Below are 15,764 nucleotides of genomic sequence, written 5' to 3' on the forward strand. Positions count from 1 at the left end.
TTCTGACATCGGACCAGGAGTAACCCTGCTCTGGCCGACCTTCGGTGGAGAAGCCCGAAGCGTTGGATAAGTCACAGGTACTTCTTAAAGCTCGCCGCCACGATGTTCACCGCCAGTCCAAGCAAAAACGCTGCAGGCAGCAGAATCATCAAAGGATGCAAGGACACCGGCAACGCCAGGTAGGTCACCCACGGCAACACCGCCAGCGGCATCAAGGCCGCCTTCGCCCGGTGGTAGACGAAGCCCGATTCCCGCCCCGCGCCGAACTTGCGGATGTCGCGGCGAACCAGTCCATCGACCAGGCCGACGAAGGCCGCGAGCAGGAACAGCGGCAGCGTGAGCACCAAGACCAGCAGGCGGACGATGAACGTCAGTACGGTGAAGCCGGCGGCAATCAGATAGCCCTTGGTCCAGACATAGACCTGGGCCAGGTAATGGCGGAAGTCTCGGTGCGCGCCTCGGCTGGGTGCGCTGGCCTGCGCCGAGGCGTCGCGCATCCAGTCCAGCAAGCCCGTCTTCACGAAAACCCACTCGTAGGTGCCCTCCACCAGCCAGCGCGCGGTGCGTCCCGGCTCCTGCATGACGGCGCTCCGGGTGAAATGGGTGGAGAGCTGGTTCAGTTCGTAGTCGAGCATGCCCTGCGCGTGGCGCCAGCCCTGGTCTGGCCAGAACAGGTGCATACCAACGCATTCGATGACGATGGACAGCAGCAGCGAGGCGACCAGCACGCCGAACAGGCGCCATGGCAGCGTGACCACGCTGGCGACCAATCCGCGTTGGCGTGCCTGCTGTCGCTCGGCGGTCGCGGCGGGCTCTTTCACGATGGGGCCTCGTCATCCGGCGTGCCTTCTTGCCCTTCCTCCGCCAGATTCGCTGGCAACGCGTCGTCGTCGTGCAGCGGGGGCTGCCCGTTGCCCTCCCACCATTCGCCCGCCTCGGCGTAGTGCTGGCGCATGTAGCCGGCCAGTTGCTGCAGGTCCCGGGGCATGGCTTCGTCCGGATCGGGCGCCGGCAACGGCATGCGAACCTTCCACAGGTTACCGCCTTCGATGAGGGCGAAGCACTGCCCCTTGGGCAGGCCGACCACGTGCGCAGGCTCGATGAGCGGCACGCTCGACGTGCTGATGCGGTCCTGCGCGTTGCTGGTGAAGTCGGTCGGGCCGTGGATGTCGGAACTGTCGGTGGCGCCGCTGACCAGGGTGGTGGTGTAGACCTCCACCTTCGGCAGTTGTCGTGTCAGCAGTTCGGCGGTGGCGGTCTCGCGCACCCGCAGCATGAACAGGCTGTTGAAGTTGCCGATGACCTGGCCGGCCTTGGCGCGATTGCCGATGCGCGCCTCGATGTCCGAGAGCGTCTGCGTATAGGCCGTGACCTGCATGCCCGCACCGCCACCCTTGTTGATGAGCGGGATGAACTCATCTCCCATCAGTTCGTTGAATTCGTCCGCATGAACGTTGATGGCGACCTTGGCATCGGCTGACGCCCCCGGCAGGCCATCGTCGATGCCGTGCTTGTAGATGTGCCCCGCCACCGACACCAGGTCACTGAACATGCTGTTGCCGACGGCCGCCGCCACTTCGGCGTCGGACAGCGCATCCAGTCCCACATAGACCACGGCCCGCTTCCTGATGATCTGCATCCAGTCGAAGATCGGGCGCGGGTCGGACAGGTCGGAATAGTTCGGCGCGAGCAGTTGCGCGATCTTGCCGGTGGTGAGCTTCTCCAGCAACGGCAACAGCGAAGCGACGATCTTGTCGAAGTAGGTGCGGTCGTAGCGCACGGCGGAGCGCAGGCCGTCGAGCACCGCGTCATAGGTTCGCGTCTGCGACAGATACTGCTCCAGTGCCACCACCCGCTTCTCTCGCCCGACCATGTGGCGCGGGATGGTCTTGTCGTTGAGGCGTCCTTCGAGCTGGACGATCACCTCCCAGGCCTTGGGCTCGGTTCGGGCGAAGAAGTGCTGGGCGTACTCGATGAAGAGCGCGTCGATATTGACGACGTGCCGCTGGATCAGCAGGTAGTCTGGCCGCTGCCCCAGTTCCACCAGGGCGCGCGCGATGATGTTGACGAAGCGCCAGGCGAACTCGCGGAACGCGGCGCTGTTGCCCTCGCCGGAAAGCTGCCCCGCAATGCGGGTGGCGACTTCCGAGATGCGCCCGAACCGGCCGACGGCGTTGTAGCGTGCCGAGATGTCGGGCCAGCCCAGGTGAAACACGTACATCTCGCCCTCGCGTCCGGCGCGCCTGGCCTCGACATACATGCGCTTGAGCAGGTCGGCATCGCCCTTGGGATCGAAGACGATCACCACCTCGTGCTCGCCATGGACCTTGCGACGGATGTCCTGCGTGATGAACAGTTCGGCCAGGCGCGTCTTGCCCACGCGCGTGGTACCGAGCACCAGGGTGTGGCCCACACGCTCGCCCAGCGGCAGGGTGACGTCGGTCTCGTGCGGCTCGATGCCATGCAGGCGCGGCATGCCACCCACTGGCGGCAACGGCCGGACCGGGTTGAGCGGGCTGTCCCAGGCCAATGCCCGCGCCAGCCTGGGCAGCGGCGGCGACGCGAATTCCAGCCGCTCCTCCAGGCGGCGCGCCAGCCGGTAGAACGTCGTCGGTTCGGCATAGCGCCGGAACTCGGGCTTGTAGGTCTGCGTCAGCCGATGGGTGTGTCGTTGTTCCCAGCGAAAGCCACGCCCAACGAACAGGCGGTACTGGCTCACCGGCACGTCGCGGCTCGTCATCACGTAGCGTGGCAGACGACGGATGTGGCGGCGGTAGCGCAGGATGGCCCAGGCGTCGCGCAGGCGGACCGCGCCGAAGGCCAGGAAGGCCAGCGCGCTGCCGAGGCCGAGTACCGGATTCAACGCGAGCGCCCACGGTGCCACCACGCACACCACCGCGGCGCCTGCGCATACGGCAACGGTGTATAGCTCCACCGCTGGCCGCAGCAGGACTTCGACGGCGTGCGGCTGGGCCATCGGGCGGTCCTCACTGTTCGATGCCGGTGGCGGTCACCAGCACCGGGTAGTGGCGCAGGCCCAGGCGCCTGGCCAGTTCGTCCCCGGACGCGGGCGCCAGCATCAGCCCGGGCGCCAGTACACGCAGTGCCGCCAGTGCCTGCGGTGACTCGACCTGGACTACCAGCCCCACGGCCCCGAGCTCGCGCAGCGCCGGGGCACGCTGGCGCAGCCAGGCATGGGAGCGCTGGTCATCACCAACCAGGAATATCGGCGTGAGTCCCGGCGCCTGGATCGTCCGGGGATCCACATCGCCAGGGGACAAATGGGCCGAGCGCACCGGCAGCATGGCCGCCTCGCCAGAAAGCCCTTCGGGCAGGCGTGGCATCTCGATCCGGGGAGATGGCCTGTTTCCGGTGCGCGGTTGCAGGTCCAGGGCCTGGTAGTAAGGCAGCGCGGAGGCACCGCCGCGATCTTCGACGACGATCAAGGGCGGCGATTGTGCGAAAGCGGCTGGCACGGACACGAGCGGCAGCAAGCCGATCAGCCACCGCACAGCCGGACGGAAGATTCGGGGCTTCATGGCAGGGTTCTCCGGGTATCCGAGCCCCGCGCTGGCTCGCCCAGTACGCGGGCCAGGTGGCGGCCAACACTCTGGCGGTAGCGCGCAGCGGGTGCGCCACCGGCGGGACGGTGGTAGCGTCCGATCGTGATCAGCCAGTCCTGGCCCGGCGCGTGCTGCTCGCGCAGGATCTGCGCGGCCAGCGCCAGGTTCCGATAGGGATCGAGCAGTTCGCAGGGATGGTCGTAGCGGTGACGCTGGTAGCCCAGGTTGATCTGGCCCAGGCCGGCGTCGATGCGGGTGCGCGGCACGTTGCGCAGTGCCAGGTGCAAACTGGCACAGGCCTCGGTACGGGTGGCGAATCGATGCGATGCCCCGGCCACGTTGAGCGTCCAGGGCCAGGGCACGAGGCGGTCGTGGTACCGGGTGCCACTCTCCTGCAAGGCCACCGCGTATAGCACCGCTGCCGGGATGCCCGCACGCTGTGCCGCGAACTGGTAGGCCGGCGGCGGGACCTCCCCGGCCTTCGCCTGGCCGAGTGCCCAGCAAGCCAGGAGCAGGAGCGCGAGACGCGCGAGGCCTACTGTCGCTGCCATTCGCCGCCAACCTGGCGCACGACGGCGGGCAGTTCGCCCTGCAGGCCAAGGGACAGCCAGCGGCCGCCGTCGTGGTTGAGGGTGATGTGCCGGGCGCGCACTTTCGCCGGGTCGATCCGGGCCCGGCGTGCCCATTCACGGATGCGCGCGTCGTCGGCGCGACTGCCGACGACATAGACATCGAACTCGACGCCCGACGACTGCAGCTGCTGCACGGCCTGGTCGCAGGCGGTACAGCCGTCCTTCACGAAGATGGCGGTTCGGTCGGTGCCTGATGCGATGGCGGTGCCCGCGCCGGTCGGCTTGGCACCGGGCAGGTTGACCCTCGCCATGCCCGGCGCGATCCGTTGCCAGGCGGCGTCGTAGGCACGCTGGTAGGCCAGCGTCTTCTCGACCCGCCGGGCTTCGGCCCGAACCTGCAATTCCGCGTATCGGCGGCGCTCCTCGTCGGAACGTGCTTCGATGCCGAGGGCCGTGAGCGGGTCGAGGCTGGGCGAGTAGACGCCCAGCGGCCCCTGCATCAACTCGCGATAGCGCGTCCATTCGTCCGTGCGCAGCCCCCAGTCCTGCGCCCGCTGTTCGTCGCTGCGAGCGATGGCCGCAGGCGCTTCACGGCTCGGCGCCGTCCTGGTCGCGGTGGTTGCACCGGTGGGCTGGGCAAGTGCCACCTGCATGGCGGGAGCGGCCAGCAACACGGCCATCAATGGCGGGATCAAGTAGCGCGGGACCATCGGCATGGGCCTCCCTATCGGGGCGGGATGGGCAGCCGGCGGATCTCGTCACCCTGCCGGAAGACGGCGCCATCGCGCTTGATGCCGTCCAGCCGCCAGCCGGCCTCCGACTCGCCGGCGCGCAGCAGGCGGACATCGGCCGGCCCGGTACCACCAACAGGCATCACCGACACGAAATGCTCTCCCGCACGCAGTTCCACTCCGATCAGGCGGAATGAAGGCTCAACAGGCTTGGGTTGGGCCGTCACAGGTTGGGACGGCCGTGGTGCGGGCAGCTTGGGCTGGCGCGAGACCGGGCGGGCTTCCAGTCGCGTGACGCGGTTTTCCAATGCGTGCAGCGCATCGGTGGCGGCGTAGTGGGCCTGCGCCAGCTCGATCGCCGCCAGCCGCTGGTCCAATGCCTTGGTGTCCTCTTCGTAGCGCGCCTGCGGCAAGGCAGCGGGCTGAGTATGGCGTTGTTCGATCCGATGCGAGAGGCCATCCACTCGGGATTCGAGCAGGGACACCTGCGCGGTGGGCGCGAAGGCCTGGGTCTGTTCAGCCAGCCCGGACAAGGCCATGTGATCCACCAGCACCACCGCGCTGACGAGCAACAACCAGGTTGCGGCCGCGACCCGCAGCAGCGTCGTGCGCTGGCCCGTCGCCGAGTCCCGGATGGTCATGGCGAAACCTCCCGGATCAGCGGAGGGGGCTCCGCCGAACGGTTGATTTCCGGTGGCTTGGGCTCGTGCGGCGTATGAGCCTCCCTGAGCTTGCGGATGAAGCACACCTTCCGCTCGCCGTGGTCGACCTGCAGATCCCAGGCGGGGCCGGCCAGGGTCAAGAGCGCGTCGCGCAGCAGGACCGGGCCGAGCCGGTAGTGAGCCGCCGGCAGCGGCAAGGCCAGCAGATCGGCGGACTGCTCATCGCACAGCCGGTAGCCGGAACGCAGGACGAGGTGCTGGAGGGCATCCCCGACGGTGGCGCCCAGCGTGCCGGGGAACTCCACATCCACCACTTGCAGCAACAGGTCGTGCTGGGCCGCCGTCGGCGCGAGTTCAACCAGGGTGTAGCGGCCATACCGCGTCACCGGCACGAACTCCATCACGGCTTCGGGCGCGATGTCGGTGACTTTGGATGCGGGCGTCGGTGGCACGGCGTTCGTCATCGTGCAGCCGCTGGCCATGGCGGCCAGGAGCAAGCCGGGCAAACGGATCAGATGGCTGCGTCCGGCAATACGGAAGGGCTGGCAGGATGGGCGCATGGATCGGTGTCCTGAAACAACGAGCCATTACCATCGCCGTGCAGGCCCTTTGTCACAGCAAACAAAGCGAATCCGTCGGCTCCCGATTTGCCGAAAGCAATGCCGGCAACCACGCGGTTGCCAGGATGCATGTCGGGATCATGCCGCGGCGAATGGTCGTGCCGGGGCGATCTCGCCGCCTAACGCCGCGTCCGATCGTTGATCACGATATAGAAGGTAGCCGGCTCGCCGCCTTCATTGCGGAACTCATGCACGCAATCCGAGGGAAAGAACAACGTATCTCCGGCAGCGACGTCGAAGCGCCTTCCGTCGATGACCACGGCAAGCGCCCCCTCATGCACGACGAGAAACTCCTCCACGCCCGCATGGTGCGGGGGAAACTCGACGGACTTGCCCGGTGGCAACACGTTGAAGGCCAGATCGACCGCGCCGTCCTCGAACAGCGGCGAAAGAGAACGGCGTTCGAAGCCGGAATCGGGGTCGTGATAGACCACCTGGCGCTCCCTGCCATGCAGCCTGGGCTGGCGCGCATGGACTCCCCCCAGGAGTTGAGACAGGCTGACCTGCAGTGCCGCGGCAAGCTTGCCCAGCACCGTGGCAGTGGGCACCGAGGCGCCACGTTCGATCTTGGAGATCATCGCGCGGCTCACGCCCGACAACGCCCCGAGCCGATCGAGGGTGAGCTGCGCCTCCAGGCGCAGACGCCGAAGATTGCTCGGGAGCGCTTCGGCGCGCTCGCCTTTCGGCGTGGTCTGAGGAGCGGAGGAATTCGGCATGGGCCGCAATCAAGTCAGGATGGATGCGTGGGGTATCAATGGCGCTGAGATCGATCGCGCCACGAATTTCTACTATAGTAGAAATTCTCAACTTCAAACAGGAGCATGGCTATGCGTCTTCTGGTGCTGGGTGCAGGTGGGATCGGAGGCTATTTCGGCGGGCGTCTGGCCGCGGCCGGCGTGGACGTGCGTTTTCTGGTTCGGCCGAGACGCGCCGCACAGCTCGCCGAGACCGGGCTCGTCATCAAGAGCCCTTTGGGCGACCTAACCCTTCCCGTCAAAACAGTCGTCGAGGCGCCACCTTCCGTCGATGCCGTGCTGCTGGCCTGCAAGGCCTACGATCTTGAGGGCGCGATGGCCGCCATCGCGCCCGCTATCGGTCCCTCGACATGCATCGTTCCGCTGCTCAATGGGGTGCGGCATCTGGATCACCTGGATGCGCGCTTCGGCGCCGAGCGCGTTCTGGGCGGCCTGTGCCATATCGGTGTTGCGCTCGGCCCGGCCGGAGAAATCCAGCATCTCAATACGCTGCAGCGCCTCGCCCTCGGCGCACGCACCCACAGCCAGCAGGACGCGGCGCAGGCGCTGCATGGATTGATGGAGCGCGGCGGCTTCGCACCGGTGTTGAGCCAGGACATCCTGCAGGAGATGTGGGAGAAGTTCGTATTCCTCACGACCTATGCCGGCATGACCACGCTGATGCGCGCGCCCGTTGGCGCAATCGTGCAGGCACAAGATGGCGAAGCGCTGATGCGCCAGATGCTCGGCGAATGCGTGGCGACCGCCGCCGCCTCAGGGTACATCCCATCGCAGGACGCCTATGCCCGCATGTTCACGACATTGTCCGATCGCGAGTCCACCGGCACCGCATCGATGCTGCGCGATCTGCAACGTGGTGGCCCCACCGAGCATGAGCACATCATTGGGGACATGCTGCGACGCGCGCATGAAGCTCGACTGGATGCGCCGCTGCTGAGGGTGAGCCTTGCACACATGCAGGCCTACGAGGCGACCCGCATGGCCCATGGCGGTGGATGAGGCCCTGTCTTCCACTTCCCGGATCGATGTCACCGTCAGGATGGCCAAAAAAGAACGGCCCCCGGAGGAGCCGTTGAAGTGAAGTAGTGAAATTCAGCACACCAACTGTCGTGCCAGCGCGACTTCCACCGAGTCTCCGTCCTGATTCAGGACATCGAGTCCAGACTCGGGCACGTCGCCCGACGTGCTTTGCGACACCATGATCTTCCGGGCCATCAACCCCAGGCAGGTCATCTGCGAGGAGCTGGCGTAGCCGAGGTAGATCACGCGCACCGGCTGCTTCTGGCCGATGCGCCAGGAACGCCGGGCGGCCTGCTGCAGCGAATACACGTTGTAGCCCGACTGGAGGAACACGATGGTCGGGAACTCCAGCAGGTCCAGGCCGGTTTTCACCAGCTCGGGATTGGTGATGAGCACGTCGATGCCACGGTCCAACTGCTCGGCGATCCAGTCCTCGCGACGGGAGGCATCCACGCTCGCGCGCAGCACCGCCACCTTGAAGCCTTCCTGCTCCAGCAGCACCTTCAAGCGCGACGTGGTGTCGCGCGTGCCGGTGTAGACCGAATAGACCAGGGTCTTGCGACCCTCTGCCTTCTCCCGCTTGCAGATCTCGATCAGCTCGCGTTCCTTAGGCATCACCTCCAGCTCGTTGAACTGAGCCGGCACGAACGCCAAGGTGCTGCGCGTGCGCGGATGCACCACCGTCTCCGACCGGAAGCAGCAGTCCGGCCAGGCCAGCAGCACGTTGAGGACCACACCGAGCAACGTCGTGTCGCGCTTCGCCAGGGCCTGCTTCAGCTCCTGGGTCAGGCGACCCGCCAGATCGCGGTAGGCCGCGGCTTGCGCCGTGTCCATCGCGACTTCGCGGAACTCCTCATCGTAGGGCGGCAGCACGTTGCCACCGATGTCCTTCAACTTGAGGAAGACCGTGAACGGCAGGACGCAACGCAGCACGCCCTTGGGACCGAAACCCGGCGCCTTGACCGTGCGCACCGATACCTTGGTGCCTTTGGCCGTCTTGTGCGCCGTGCCGGTGCTCTCGGAGTAGATGTCCTTCAAGACACCGTGATCGCGCATGAACGCCATCGCGGCCGAGGTCATGCTGCCGCTCTTCGTCGGCCGGTAGCCGTCTTCGATCATCCGCCCCGGCAGGGCTCGGAACAGCAGGTGGAACAGGTCGTCGCCGTAGCCGCCCATCAGTGTGCCGGTGAGCAGCAGCGTCTTGCGCGCCTTGGCCGCCAACACCCCCATGGCCTGGCCCTGTGCGGAGCCGCCGTTCTTGTACTCGTGTGCCTCGTCGGCGATGAGCAGGTCGAACGTGCCTTGGGGAAGCTGCCTCTTGATGAACTCGGACGGCTGGTAGCCGCCCTCGCCGAAGCCGAACTCCATGTTGGCCATCGCGCGTTCCATGCGATGGGCTTGCCGGTCCGAGAAGACCAACTCGCCGTTGCCATCCATCAGGTTGATGAACTCGTGGATGTTGTCCCCGAGCATCGACGCGAGGAAGGCATCACCGAACTTCTGCATCAGCTTCTGCGCGGTGACTTCCCCGATGGTTGGGATGCGCTTCAAGGCTTTGAGGACAGCGGAGGACTGGTCGCTCGCGGACAAGCCCCTCGGTCGGATCAGCGTCCACAGCGGTGCACGGCAGTGACTGCACTTGCGGCGGGACTCCTCGGCTTCCAGTTCGACCGGGTTGATCGGCTCGCCGTCGAGGTCGGTGACGACATGCCCACAATCCGGGCAGGCCCCCATGTCGCCGTGAGGCGTGCGCCGCCGAACGAAGACAGGTTTCCAGTGGAACCCCATCCGCATCCGCACGCGGCCCAGGACGAAGAACTCCTGGCCCTGGGCCGGCACGCCCAACTGCTCGCGCAGTTTCAGCAGCTTGACCAGCGTGTCCGGGCCGTTGAGCACCCAGACCTTGGCACCGGCCACCGTCTCCTGGATCTCGCGCCGCCACTTGTAGACCAGGTGGGGTGGCGAGAGCACCAGGGTACGGCGGTAGCCTTCGGCGTTGAGCACGGCAGCGGTGGCAATACCCACTGTCGTCTTGCCGCAGCCCATCTCGCCATTGACGATCGCGGCGCGTTCGCCGCGGTCGACCAACAGTTCGGTGACGGCGTGGACCACATCGGCTTGCGCCGGGAACAGCTTGCGCTTGAGCGCGGCGAGGATCAGTTGCCGATGCACCCGCACCTGGCCGGTGTAGACCGGAGGATTGGCGCGGTTGAGCGAGTCGAGCAACTCGTCGCCGAACTCGGACACGAAGTCCTGCAGGCTGAGCGTGAGGGGTGAAGCGGCCGCTTCGAGCAGGTCGCCCTGCACAGCGGTTTCGGGAACGGTTTCGAGATCAAGGGACATGGTGATGCTCCAAGGCAATGGGGCATGCACCTCCCACACGGGGCGGTGACATGCCCCTGGGTGGGAAGAAAGAAGCGGCAAAGAACCGTGTAGGCGCCGCGGGATGCGGATCAGTATTCGCTGGGCAACAGCAGCGTGGTAACGCTGCGATCCCATTCGGTGATGATCCAGAGCTTCAGGTCGCGCGTGACCTGGTAGGACGAGAACAGACGATCCTCGCCGGACTTCAGCGCGGCGTCGTTCTGCCGCCGATCGCTATCGTCCAGGTCGCCCCAGTCGCCATGAAAATGGCGGCGCAGGTACGGCGTGGGGTCGAGCCGGCCCTGTCGGACCAGTTCATCGACGCCGGCGGTCATGACCACCTGCCCGGGCGAGAAGCGTGCTTGTGACGCGAGGTTGAGGATTGCGAGTGCCATGGTGGTATCTCCTTCTGGAAGCAGAGGCCACGGCACTCCATCGGGGCAACGTGACCCCGGTGGGTGGATGAAAGCGACGGCGAACCGTCAGGGAACAGCGATCAGCGGATGGTCAGCACTTCGCCCCACGTGGGCGAGCCCAGCGTCAAGTCCCATGCACGAATGACCGGCACGAACTTGTCGGTGAGGATGCGCGTCTCGGCCACGGAGCCGTCGTCGCGTTCGGTGTATTCCGTCTGGAGCATCTTCTCCTTGTGGGTATCACCTTTGACGACCAGCACGCGCCCGGTCCTGGACTTCACCACGCCGGAGATCGCGCCTGCGGCCAAGGCCAGGGCGAGATGCCAGTGCGACAAGGCCCGCGCGGGCGGACGCAGCGACTGCTGCGCGGCGCCCAGGTGCGTATCGAGCGCCGGCCAGAGTCCTTGCAGCCGGGCGACTTCATCGGCGAACTGCTCGGGCTCCATCGTCACGCGATAGAAGTGCTCCGGCTCGGTCGGGCTGGCAGGGACGGTGTACGGCAGGAACGGCCATTCGAGCGGCAGTTCCTCGGCTTCGGCGTCACCTTGTCCGATCTGCAGCAGCAGACCGCGCACGGCCTTGGCCGACTCCGACGCCTGGTCGCGCTGGCGAACCCGGCGACCGAAGATCACCACCTGCTTGAACTGCGTTTCCACCGCACGGTAGATGCGCAGGTCGGCGAAGTGGCGCGTCAGCCATCCGACCAGCTCGGGGTCGAGCACGTAGGACGGCACGATGAAGATCAGCACGCCGCCGTACTGCAGCAGCGGCAGCGCGCGCTGATAGAACAGCTTTTCCAGCCTCGCACGGCCCTGGCCCTGATAGCCGATGTTGCCGTTCACGTCCTTGCTCAGGTCGCCATACGGCGGGTTCAGCCACAGCAGCCCGAAGGACTGGCGCGAGATCAGCGTATCCATCAGGTCACCGTGGATGCAGCGATCGACCAGTTGCCGTGCATGGCGGGCACGCTCGGCGTCGTACTCGACGGCGAAGGCCTGGACCTGCTCGCGCCCGAGGGCGTGGGCGGCTTCGGCGATCGCCACGCCTTCGCCGGCGCAGGGATCAAGGATGGACATGGCGCCGGGAGACGGCGCCAGCGCGGACAAGGCCCGCTCCAGCGTCGGCTCGTCGGTGGGGAAGTAGCCGTTACGAATGAAATTGCGCGCCAGGCGCGGAAACATGAGTGCCATGGATTTCTCCTGGTGATGGATAAGGGAAGGCGGGCACGCGCGGCGCGCATGCCCGTGGGGATGGCTCACGCCACACGCCGAAGCGGTGCGTTCGCGGCCAGTTCGTACTGCGTGGCGCCGAGGGTGCCGTTGCGGATCAGCTCGCCCAGCGCCTTCGTCAGCGCCGGGACATCGAGGGCCAGCCGATGGCCTTCCAGCGGCCCGAGGGCCAAGGGAAGACCGGTCAGCATCCGCCGTGTCTGCAACAGCGCCAGCACGGTGTCGCGCCAGTGGTCGAGCAGTGGCAGCGGGCAGGTGTCCTGTACCAGCGTCCACAGCCGGTCGAGCCGGTGAGCGGAATCCCTGGGCAGAAGCGCCAGCGCGCTGGCGTTGGCCTTGTCTGGCTTCACGCAGCGACGATCGAACAGCCACACATTCGTCAGCGAACCGAACAGCGTTCGCCGATAGGCACGGGTGATGCGCTTTTCCAGGTTCTCGACGTTGCCGACGAAGACCGGGATGGATGCGCCCTGCTCGGTGATGACGTGGAACTGGTCCAGCCCCTGTTCATCCCGGCCAAGGGTCAGGCGGGCGAGAAACTCCTGAACGGCGGTGTCGCGCGCCCAGATCGAGAGAAAGACGAGATTGCCCTGCTCGTCACCGACGCAAGCGTCGGCCATGAGGTCGGGGCATTCGTCGATGCGGTACAGCGGTTTCGCGGAAGAAGGTGCAGGCATGGTGATGTCCTCTTGGAAAAGAAGGAGCAACCACAGCCCGTGGGGCCATGCTCGCCCCGGTTGGGTGAAGGAAGATGCGTGCCGCTAGACAGCGCACCCCGCGTGGAAGCGGTGAACCCGCTCGCGCCACTCGGGGCTTTGCACCGGCGCCATGTCGAGATAGCGCAGCGGGCACGAGTAGTAGTACGGATGCACGGACTCATCGAGGGACTTGTAGCCCCAATCGCCGCCCGAACTTTCCAGCAGATGGCAGCCGATGTAGCAGACGGACTCACCGGCCGCGAGGCCCATGACGCCCGCCTGCTTGGCGGTGACGCGAACCACGGTCCACAGAACGTCGCCGTCCAGCGTGTGGTCGATGACTTCGCAGCAAGCGCGTTCGGACGCCTGCGGAGCGATCAGCTCGCGGATCAACTGATCGCGCGTCTGACGAACGAAGGTCCAGCCCATGAAGGTCTCCTTGAAGAAATGGCCGGAGCCCTCCCCGTCGGGGGAGAGCCCCGGCGGGTGGCGGAATGCCGCGCAAGGCGGCGAATGGATCAGGCATCTTTGAGGTGCCAGTCCTGGGACAACGGAGCGAACTCGTAGCCCAGCTTGTCGAGACGGTCGCGCTGCTGACGCAGCACACGACGATCCACGGTCGCATCGAGCTTCACGGTCTCGCCCAGGGGCCACAAGGCACCGAACAGCGCCGCGTCGTCTGCCTCGGCCGAGGCCGCAGCGGACACGGGAGCCGGTTCGCTGCCGAACGGCGTGGTATCGACCAGGGGATCGCGCGGACTGCGCGGCTTCGCCTTCGGCTTGGCCGGGGGCGTTGCCGGCACGGGCGCCTGCGCTTCCTCGTCGATCGGATCGACTTCCTGCGGACTCAGCCGGCGGGCTTCGTCGCGGCTCAGGGCGTCGATGTTGGACAGCGTCATCCCGCCCAGATGGGCGCGGATCTCGATGACCATGCGGCCGTTGGCGTTGTACGTGGATGGGCGAATCTCGACGATGACGAAATCACCGTCGTACTTGCCCTCGCGGTATTGATCGAGTTCGGCGTTCTTCACGACGAACTCGCCGATCGAGGTCGCCAGGCGGCCGACGTTGAAGTCGCCGTTCCTGCCGTGGATGGTCTTGATGGCCAGTTGGCCGGGGATGGTGATCATGAAGGCCTCCTGCGGACGAAGAGAGGACAAGGCCCCGAGGATGGGGCCTTGCGGATCAGAACGACTCGGCAACGGCCAATGCGGGGGCATCGGCAGCGTCGTCGGCAGCATCGGCGACGGGCTTGGAAGGCTCCGGTGCCGAGGCTTGCTGCGCGGCGGGCGCGTCGGACGTCACAGGGACTTCCGGCTCGCGCTCATCGGCCTCGGTCGGCTTGGGTTCGGCCTTGTAGACGAGCTTGCCGTCGACCTTGATCCAACTGACGAACAGCAGGCGGGCCTTGAGGCTCACACCCTGCTCGCCGGCACGCTTGCCCTTGGAGTAGGTGAAGGTGTCGGTCCACAGGTCGCCCAGGCGGAAGCCGATCATCACCTTCTTCTCGGCGTCGACCGCCTGAATGCAGCGGCGCACCAGGTACTGCGCTTCCGATCCCGATACGCGCGTGTCGAAGCGCACATACGAGACGTCATCGCTGGGACCGTTCAGGGCCACGATGTCGCAGGCCAGGAACGCATCGCCTTTCTTGGGCTTCACCTCGCGGATGCGATTGAGGTACCCGAGGCCGGTGATGTGCAGATCGAAGTAGGACTTTTCGTTGGAAGTGGTCATGGTGAATCTCCTGAGAACAATGAGGCGGAGACACACCCGACCCAAGGCGGGGAAGGTGTGGAACCCCCGCGTGGGTTGATGGAGCAGCTTGGTGGCATCGCCATCGAGAACCGATGGCCGTTCGCGCATGGATGCCGGTGCGAACTGGTGTGATCAACGCGGTCGGAACCGCGTCGCAGCCTTGAAGATCTTGGCTGCCTGGGCATGTCGCTGACGGACGTCAGCGGAACATGGCCGGAAGCGTGGCGCCGGGACGGCGCGCAGGCGAGCGGCAATCGGCACTCGCGGCTGTCCGCATTGCCTGGAAGAAAGAGGCCCCCGGAGCGGGGGCCAGGGATGGGCGGTCAGTTGCCGCTGGGCGTGGGAGGAACCGCCTGCAGCGACAGGTGTGTCGTGGTGGCGGACACGTCGAGGTCGTCCTCGCTGCGCAGGATGCGCGCAAACACGCCCTCCTGCGGATCGAAGAATTCGCCGAAGTCATCGCCGCCGAACTCGGCACGCGCCAGTTCCCACCAGTCGTCGAAGGCATCGACATCCGGGTTGCAGCCGGCGGCGTAGGCGATGGTCTTCTGGCGACCATCGGGCCGGCGCTCGCCGCGCTCGGCCAGGAAGTACACGCCCTGATCCTTGACCAGGATGACGCGGCATTGATTCGCCACCGCTTCGGCGAGCACGGGCCGCAGTTCCGTGCCTTTGAATCGAATAGTCATGGGTGTGGTCTCCAGGGAGGCAGGAAGAGGCTTCCCGCCGCGAGGGCGGGAAGCTGCTGGGAGGTCAGTGCCGGACAGCCTTGCGACCCGACAGGCACTGCACGCGGATGCGCCTCCAACTCCCGTCGTCGATCAGCCGTTCCAGCGTCTCGCCGAGGGTGTCGAAGAACACCTCATCGACCCGTTCGACCAGCTCGCCGTCGCGGCGCAGTTCCACCGCGTAGAGGTCGAGGCCACGCTCATACAGTACGGTGACGCGACCCTGGAACTTCGTCGTGTCGACGGTGAAGCCGATGGCCGGCGGCGTGCGGATGATGTCGGTGGGCAGCGGATCGACCCAGGTAATGTCCCGCGCACCGGCATCCACCAGCATGTGGGTGATGCGCCGGAAACCATCGGGTGAACCGCCCCGGAAATTCCGGAGGCTGTTTGGTTTGAGTCACGCTGCCAGCGGCAGCGCGGCCTGTTGCCGATAGTAAGCCTCTTCGGCTTCCGCTGGCGGGATGTTCCCGATCGGCCCTAGCAGTCGCTTGTGGTTGAACCAGTCCACCCAATCCAGCGTGGCCAGTTCGACCGCTTCGAGGTTCCTCCACGAGCGCCGGTGAATCACCTCGGCCTTGTACAGCCCGTTGATCGTCTCGGCCAGCGCGTTGTCGTAGGAATCGCCGACGCTGCCAACAGAGGGTT

General features: G+C 66.3%; 18 protein-coding genes and 1 pseudogene. 1 reads left to right on the forward strand and 18 read right to left on the reverse strand.

What is annotated here, in order from left to right; all coding sequences use genetic code 11:
* Nucleotides 1-71: 71 nt before the first annotated feature.
* From H149_RS0109035 to H149_RS0109070, 8 genes are all read right to left on the reverse strand, one after another.
* Complete coding sequence (locus H149_RS0109035; protein WP_026353025.1) at nt 72-821, reverse strand: TIGR03747 family integrating conjugative element membrane protein; 750 nt, start codon at nt 819-821, stop codon at nt 72-74.
* Nucleotides 818-2,977, reverse strand: a complete 2,160-nt coding sequence (gene traD / locus H149_RS0109040; protein ID WP_020649428.1) for a type IV conjugative transfer system coupling protein TraD — start codon at nt 2,975-2,977, stop codon at nt 818-820. Before traD ends, H149_RS0109035 begins: the two co-directional genes overlap by 4 nt.
* A 10-nt stretch (nt 2,978-2,987) precedes the next feature.
* Nucleotides 2,988-3,539, reverse strand: a complete 552-nt coding sequence (locus tag H149_RS0109045; protein ID WP_051101828.1) for an integrating conjugative element protein — start codon at nt 3,537-3,539, stop codon at nt 2,988-2,990.
* Complete coding sequence (locus H149_RS0109050; RefSeq protein ID WP_020649430.1) at nt 3,536-4,114, reverse strand: lysozyme family protein; 579 nt, start codon at nt 4,112-4,114, stop codon at nt 3,536-3,538. The genes H149_RS0109045 and H149_RS0109050 overlap by 4 nt, the downstream gene beginning before the upstream one ends.
* Nucleotides 4,099-4,845: a TIGR03759 family integrating conjugative element protein gene (locus tag H149_RS0109055; protein ID WP_026353026.1), complete on the reverse strand. Its 747-nt coding sequence runs from the start codon at nt 4,843-4,845 to the stop codon at nt 4,099-4,101. The genes H149_RS0109050 and H149_RS0109055 overlap by 16 nt, the downstream gene beginning before the upstream one ends.
* A 14-nt stretch (nt 4,846-4,859) precedes the next feature.
* Complete coding sequence (locus H149_RS0109060; protein ID WP_020649432.1) at nt 4,860-5,507, reverse strand: hypothetical protein; 648 nt, start codon at nt 5,505-5,507, stop codon at nt 4,860-4,862.
* Nucleotides 5,504-6,088 (reverse strand): PFGI-1 class ICE element type IV pilus protein PilL2, encoded by a 585-nt coding sequence (gene pilL2 / locus H149_RS0109065; protein WP_026353027.1) that lies wholly within the window; start codon nt 6,086-6,088, stop codon nt 5,504-5,506. Before pilL2 ends, H149_RS0109060 begins: the two co-directional genes overlap by 4 nt.
* Nucleotides 6,089-6,267: 179 nt before the next feature.
* The gene (locus H149_RS0109070; protein ID WP_020649434.1) at nt 6,268-6,864 is read right to left on the reverse strand and encodes a helix-turn-helix domain-containing protein; all 597 of its coding nucleotides are present in this window, start codon (nt 6,862-6,864) and stop codon (nt 6,268-6,270) included.
* Between the two features lie 111 nt (nt 6,865-6,975).
* Here H149_RS0109070 and panE point away from each other — a divergent pair, with 111 nt between their 5' ends.
* On the forward strand, nt 6,976-7,902 hold the full coding sequence (gene panE, locus H149_RS0109075) for a 2-dehydropantoate 2-reductase (protein WP_020649435.1): 927 nt from the start codon (nt 6,976-6,978) through the stop codon (nt 7,900-7,902).
* 93 nt (nt 7,903-7,995) lie between these two features.
* Here the strand turns inward: panE and H149_RS0109080 are convergent, their stop codons facing one another.
* From H149_RS0109080 to H149_RS0109125, 10 genes and pseudogenes are all read right to left on the reverse strand, one after another.
* Nucleotides 7,996-10,266, reverse strand: coding sequence for a helicase-related protein (locus H149_RS0109080; RefSeq protein WP_020649436.1), 2,271 nt, complete (start codon nt 10,264-10,266; stop codon nt 7,996-7,998).
* 110 nt (nt 10,267-10,376) lie between these two features.
* The gene (locus H149_RS0109085) at nt 10,377-10,682 is read right to left on the reverse strand and encodes a hypothetical protein (RefSeq protein WP_026353028.1); all 306 of its coding nucleotides are present in this window, start codon (nt 10,680-10,682) and stop codon (nt 10,377-10,379) included.
* Nucleotides 10,683-10,783: 101 nt separating this feature from the next.
* Complete coding sequence (locus H149_RS0109090) at nt 10,784-11,893, reverse strand: DUF6094 domain-containing protein (RefSeq protein ID WP_020649438.1); 1,110 nt, start codon at nt 11,891-11,893, stop codon at nt 10,784-10,786.
* A 65-nt stretch (nt 11,894-11,958) separates the two neighbouring features.
* Nucleotides 11,959-12,609 carry a hypothetical protein gene (locus H149_RS0109095; protein ID WP_026353029.1) on the reverse strand — a complete coding sequence of 217 codons (651 nt, stop codon included), beginning with the start codon at nt 12,607-12,609 and terminating at the stop codon, nt 11,959-11,961.
* Nucleotides 12,610-12,693: 84 nt separating this feature from the next.
* Nucleotides 12,694-13,059, reverse strand: coding sequence for a hypothetical protein (locus H149_RS0109100; protein ID WP_020649440.1), 366 nt, complete (start codon nt 13,057-13,059; stop codon nt 12,694-12,696).
* Between the two features lie 89 nt (nt 13,060-13,148).
* On the reverse strand, nt 13,149-13,760 hold the full coding sequence (locus H149_RS0109105) for a DUF3275 family protein (RefSeq protein ID WP_020649441.1): 612 nt from the start codon (nt 13,758-13,760) through the stop codon (nt 13,149-13,151).
* A gap of 55 nt (nt 13,761-13,815) precedes the next feature.
* Nucleotides 13,816-14,367, reverse strand: a complete 552-nt coding sequence (locus H149_RS0109110) for an STY4534 family ICE replication protein (RefSeq protein ID WP_020649442.1) — start codon at nt 14,365-14,367, stop codon at nt 13,816-13,818.
* Nucleotides 14,368-14,711: 344 nt separating this feature from the next.
* Nucleotides 14,712-15,077 carry a DUF3085 domain-containing protein gene (locus H149_RS0109115; protein WP_026353030.1) on the reverse strand — a complete coding sequence of 122 codons (366 nt, stop codon included), beginning with the start codon at nt 15,075-15,077 and terminating at the stop codon, nt 14,712-14,714.
* 64 nt (nt 15,078-15,141) lie between these two features.
* Nucleotides 15,142-15,480 (reverse strand): annotated as a pseudogene (locus H149_RS20375) (GTPase); the annotation flags it as partial.
* Nucleotides 15,481-15,516: 36 nt separating this feature from the next.
* Nucleotides 15,517-15,764 (reverse strand): integrase core domain-containing protein (locus H149_RS0109125; RefSeq protein ID WP_020649445.1); only part of this gene is annotated, 248 nt, incomplete at its 5' end.

It is taken from the genome of Solimonas variicoloris DSM 15731, from assembly GCF_000382285.1.
Taxonomy (GTDB): Bacteria; Pseudomonadota; Gammaproteobacteria; order Nevskiales; family Nevskiaceae; genus Solimonas; species Solimonas variicoloris.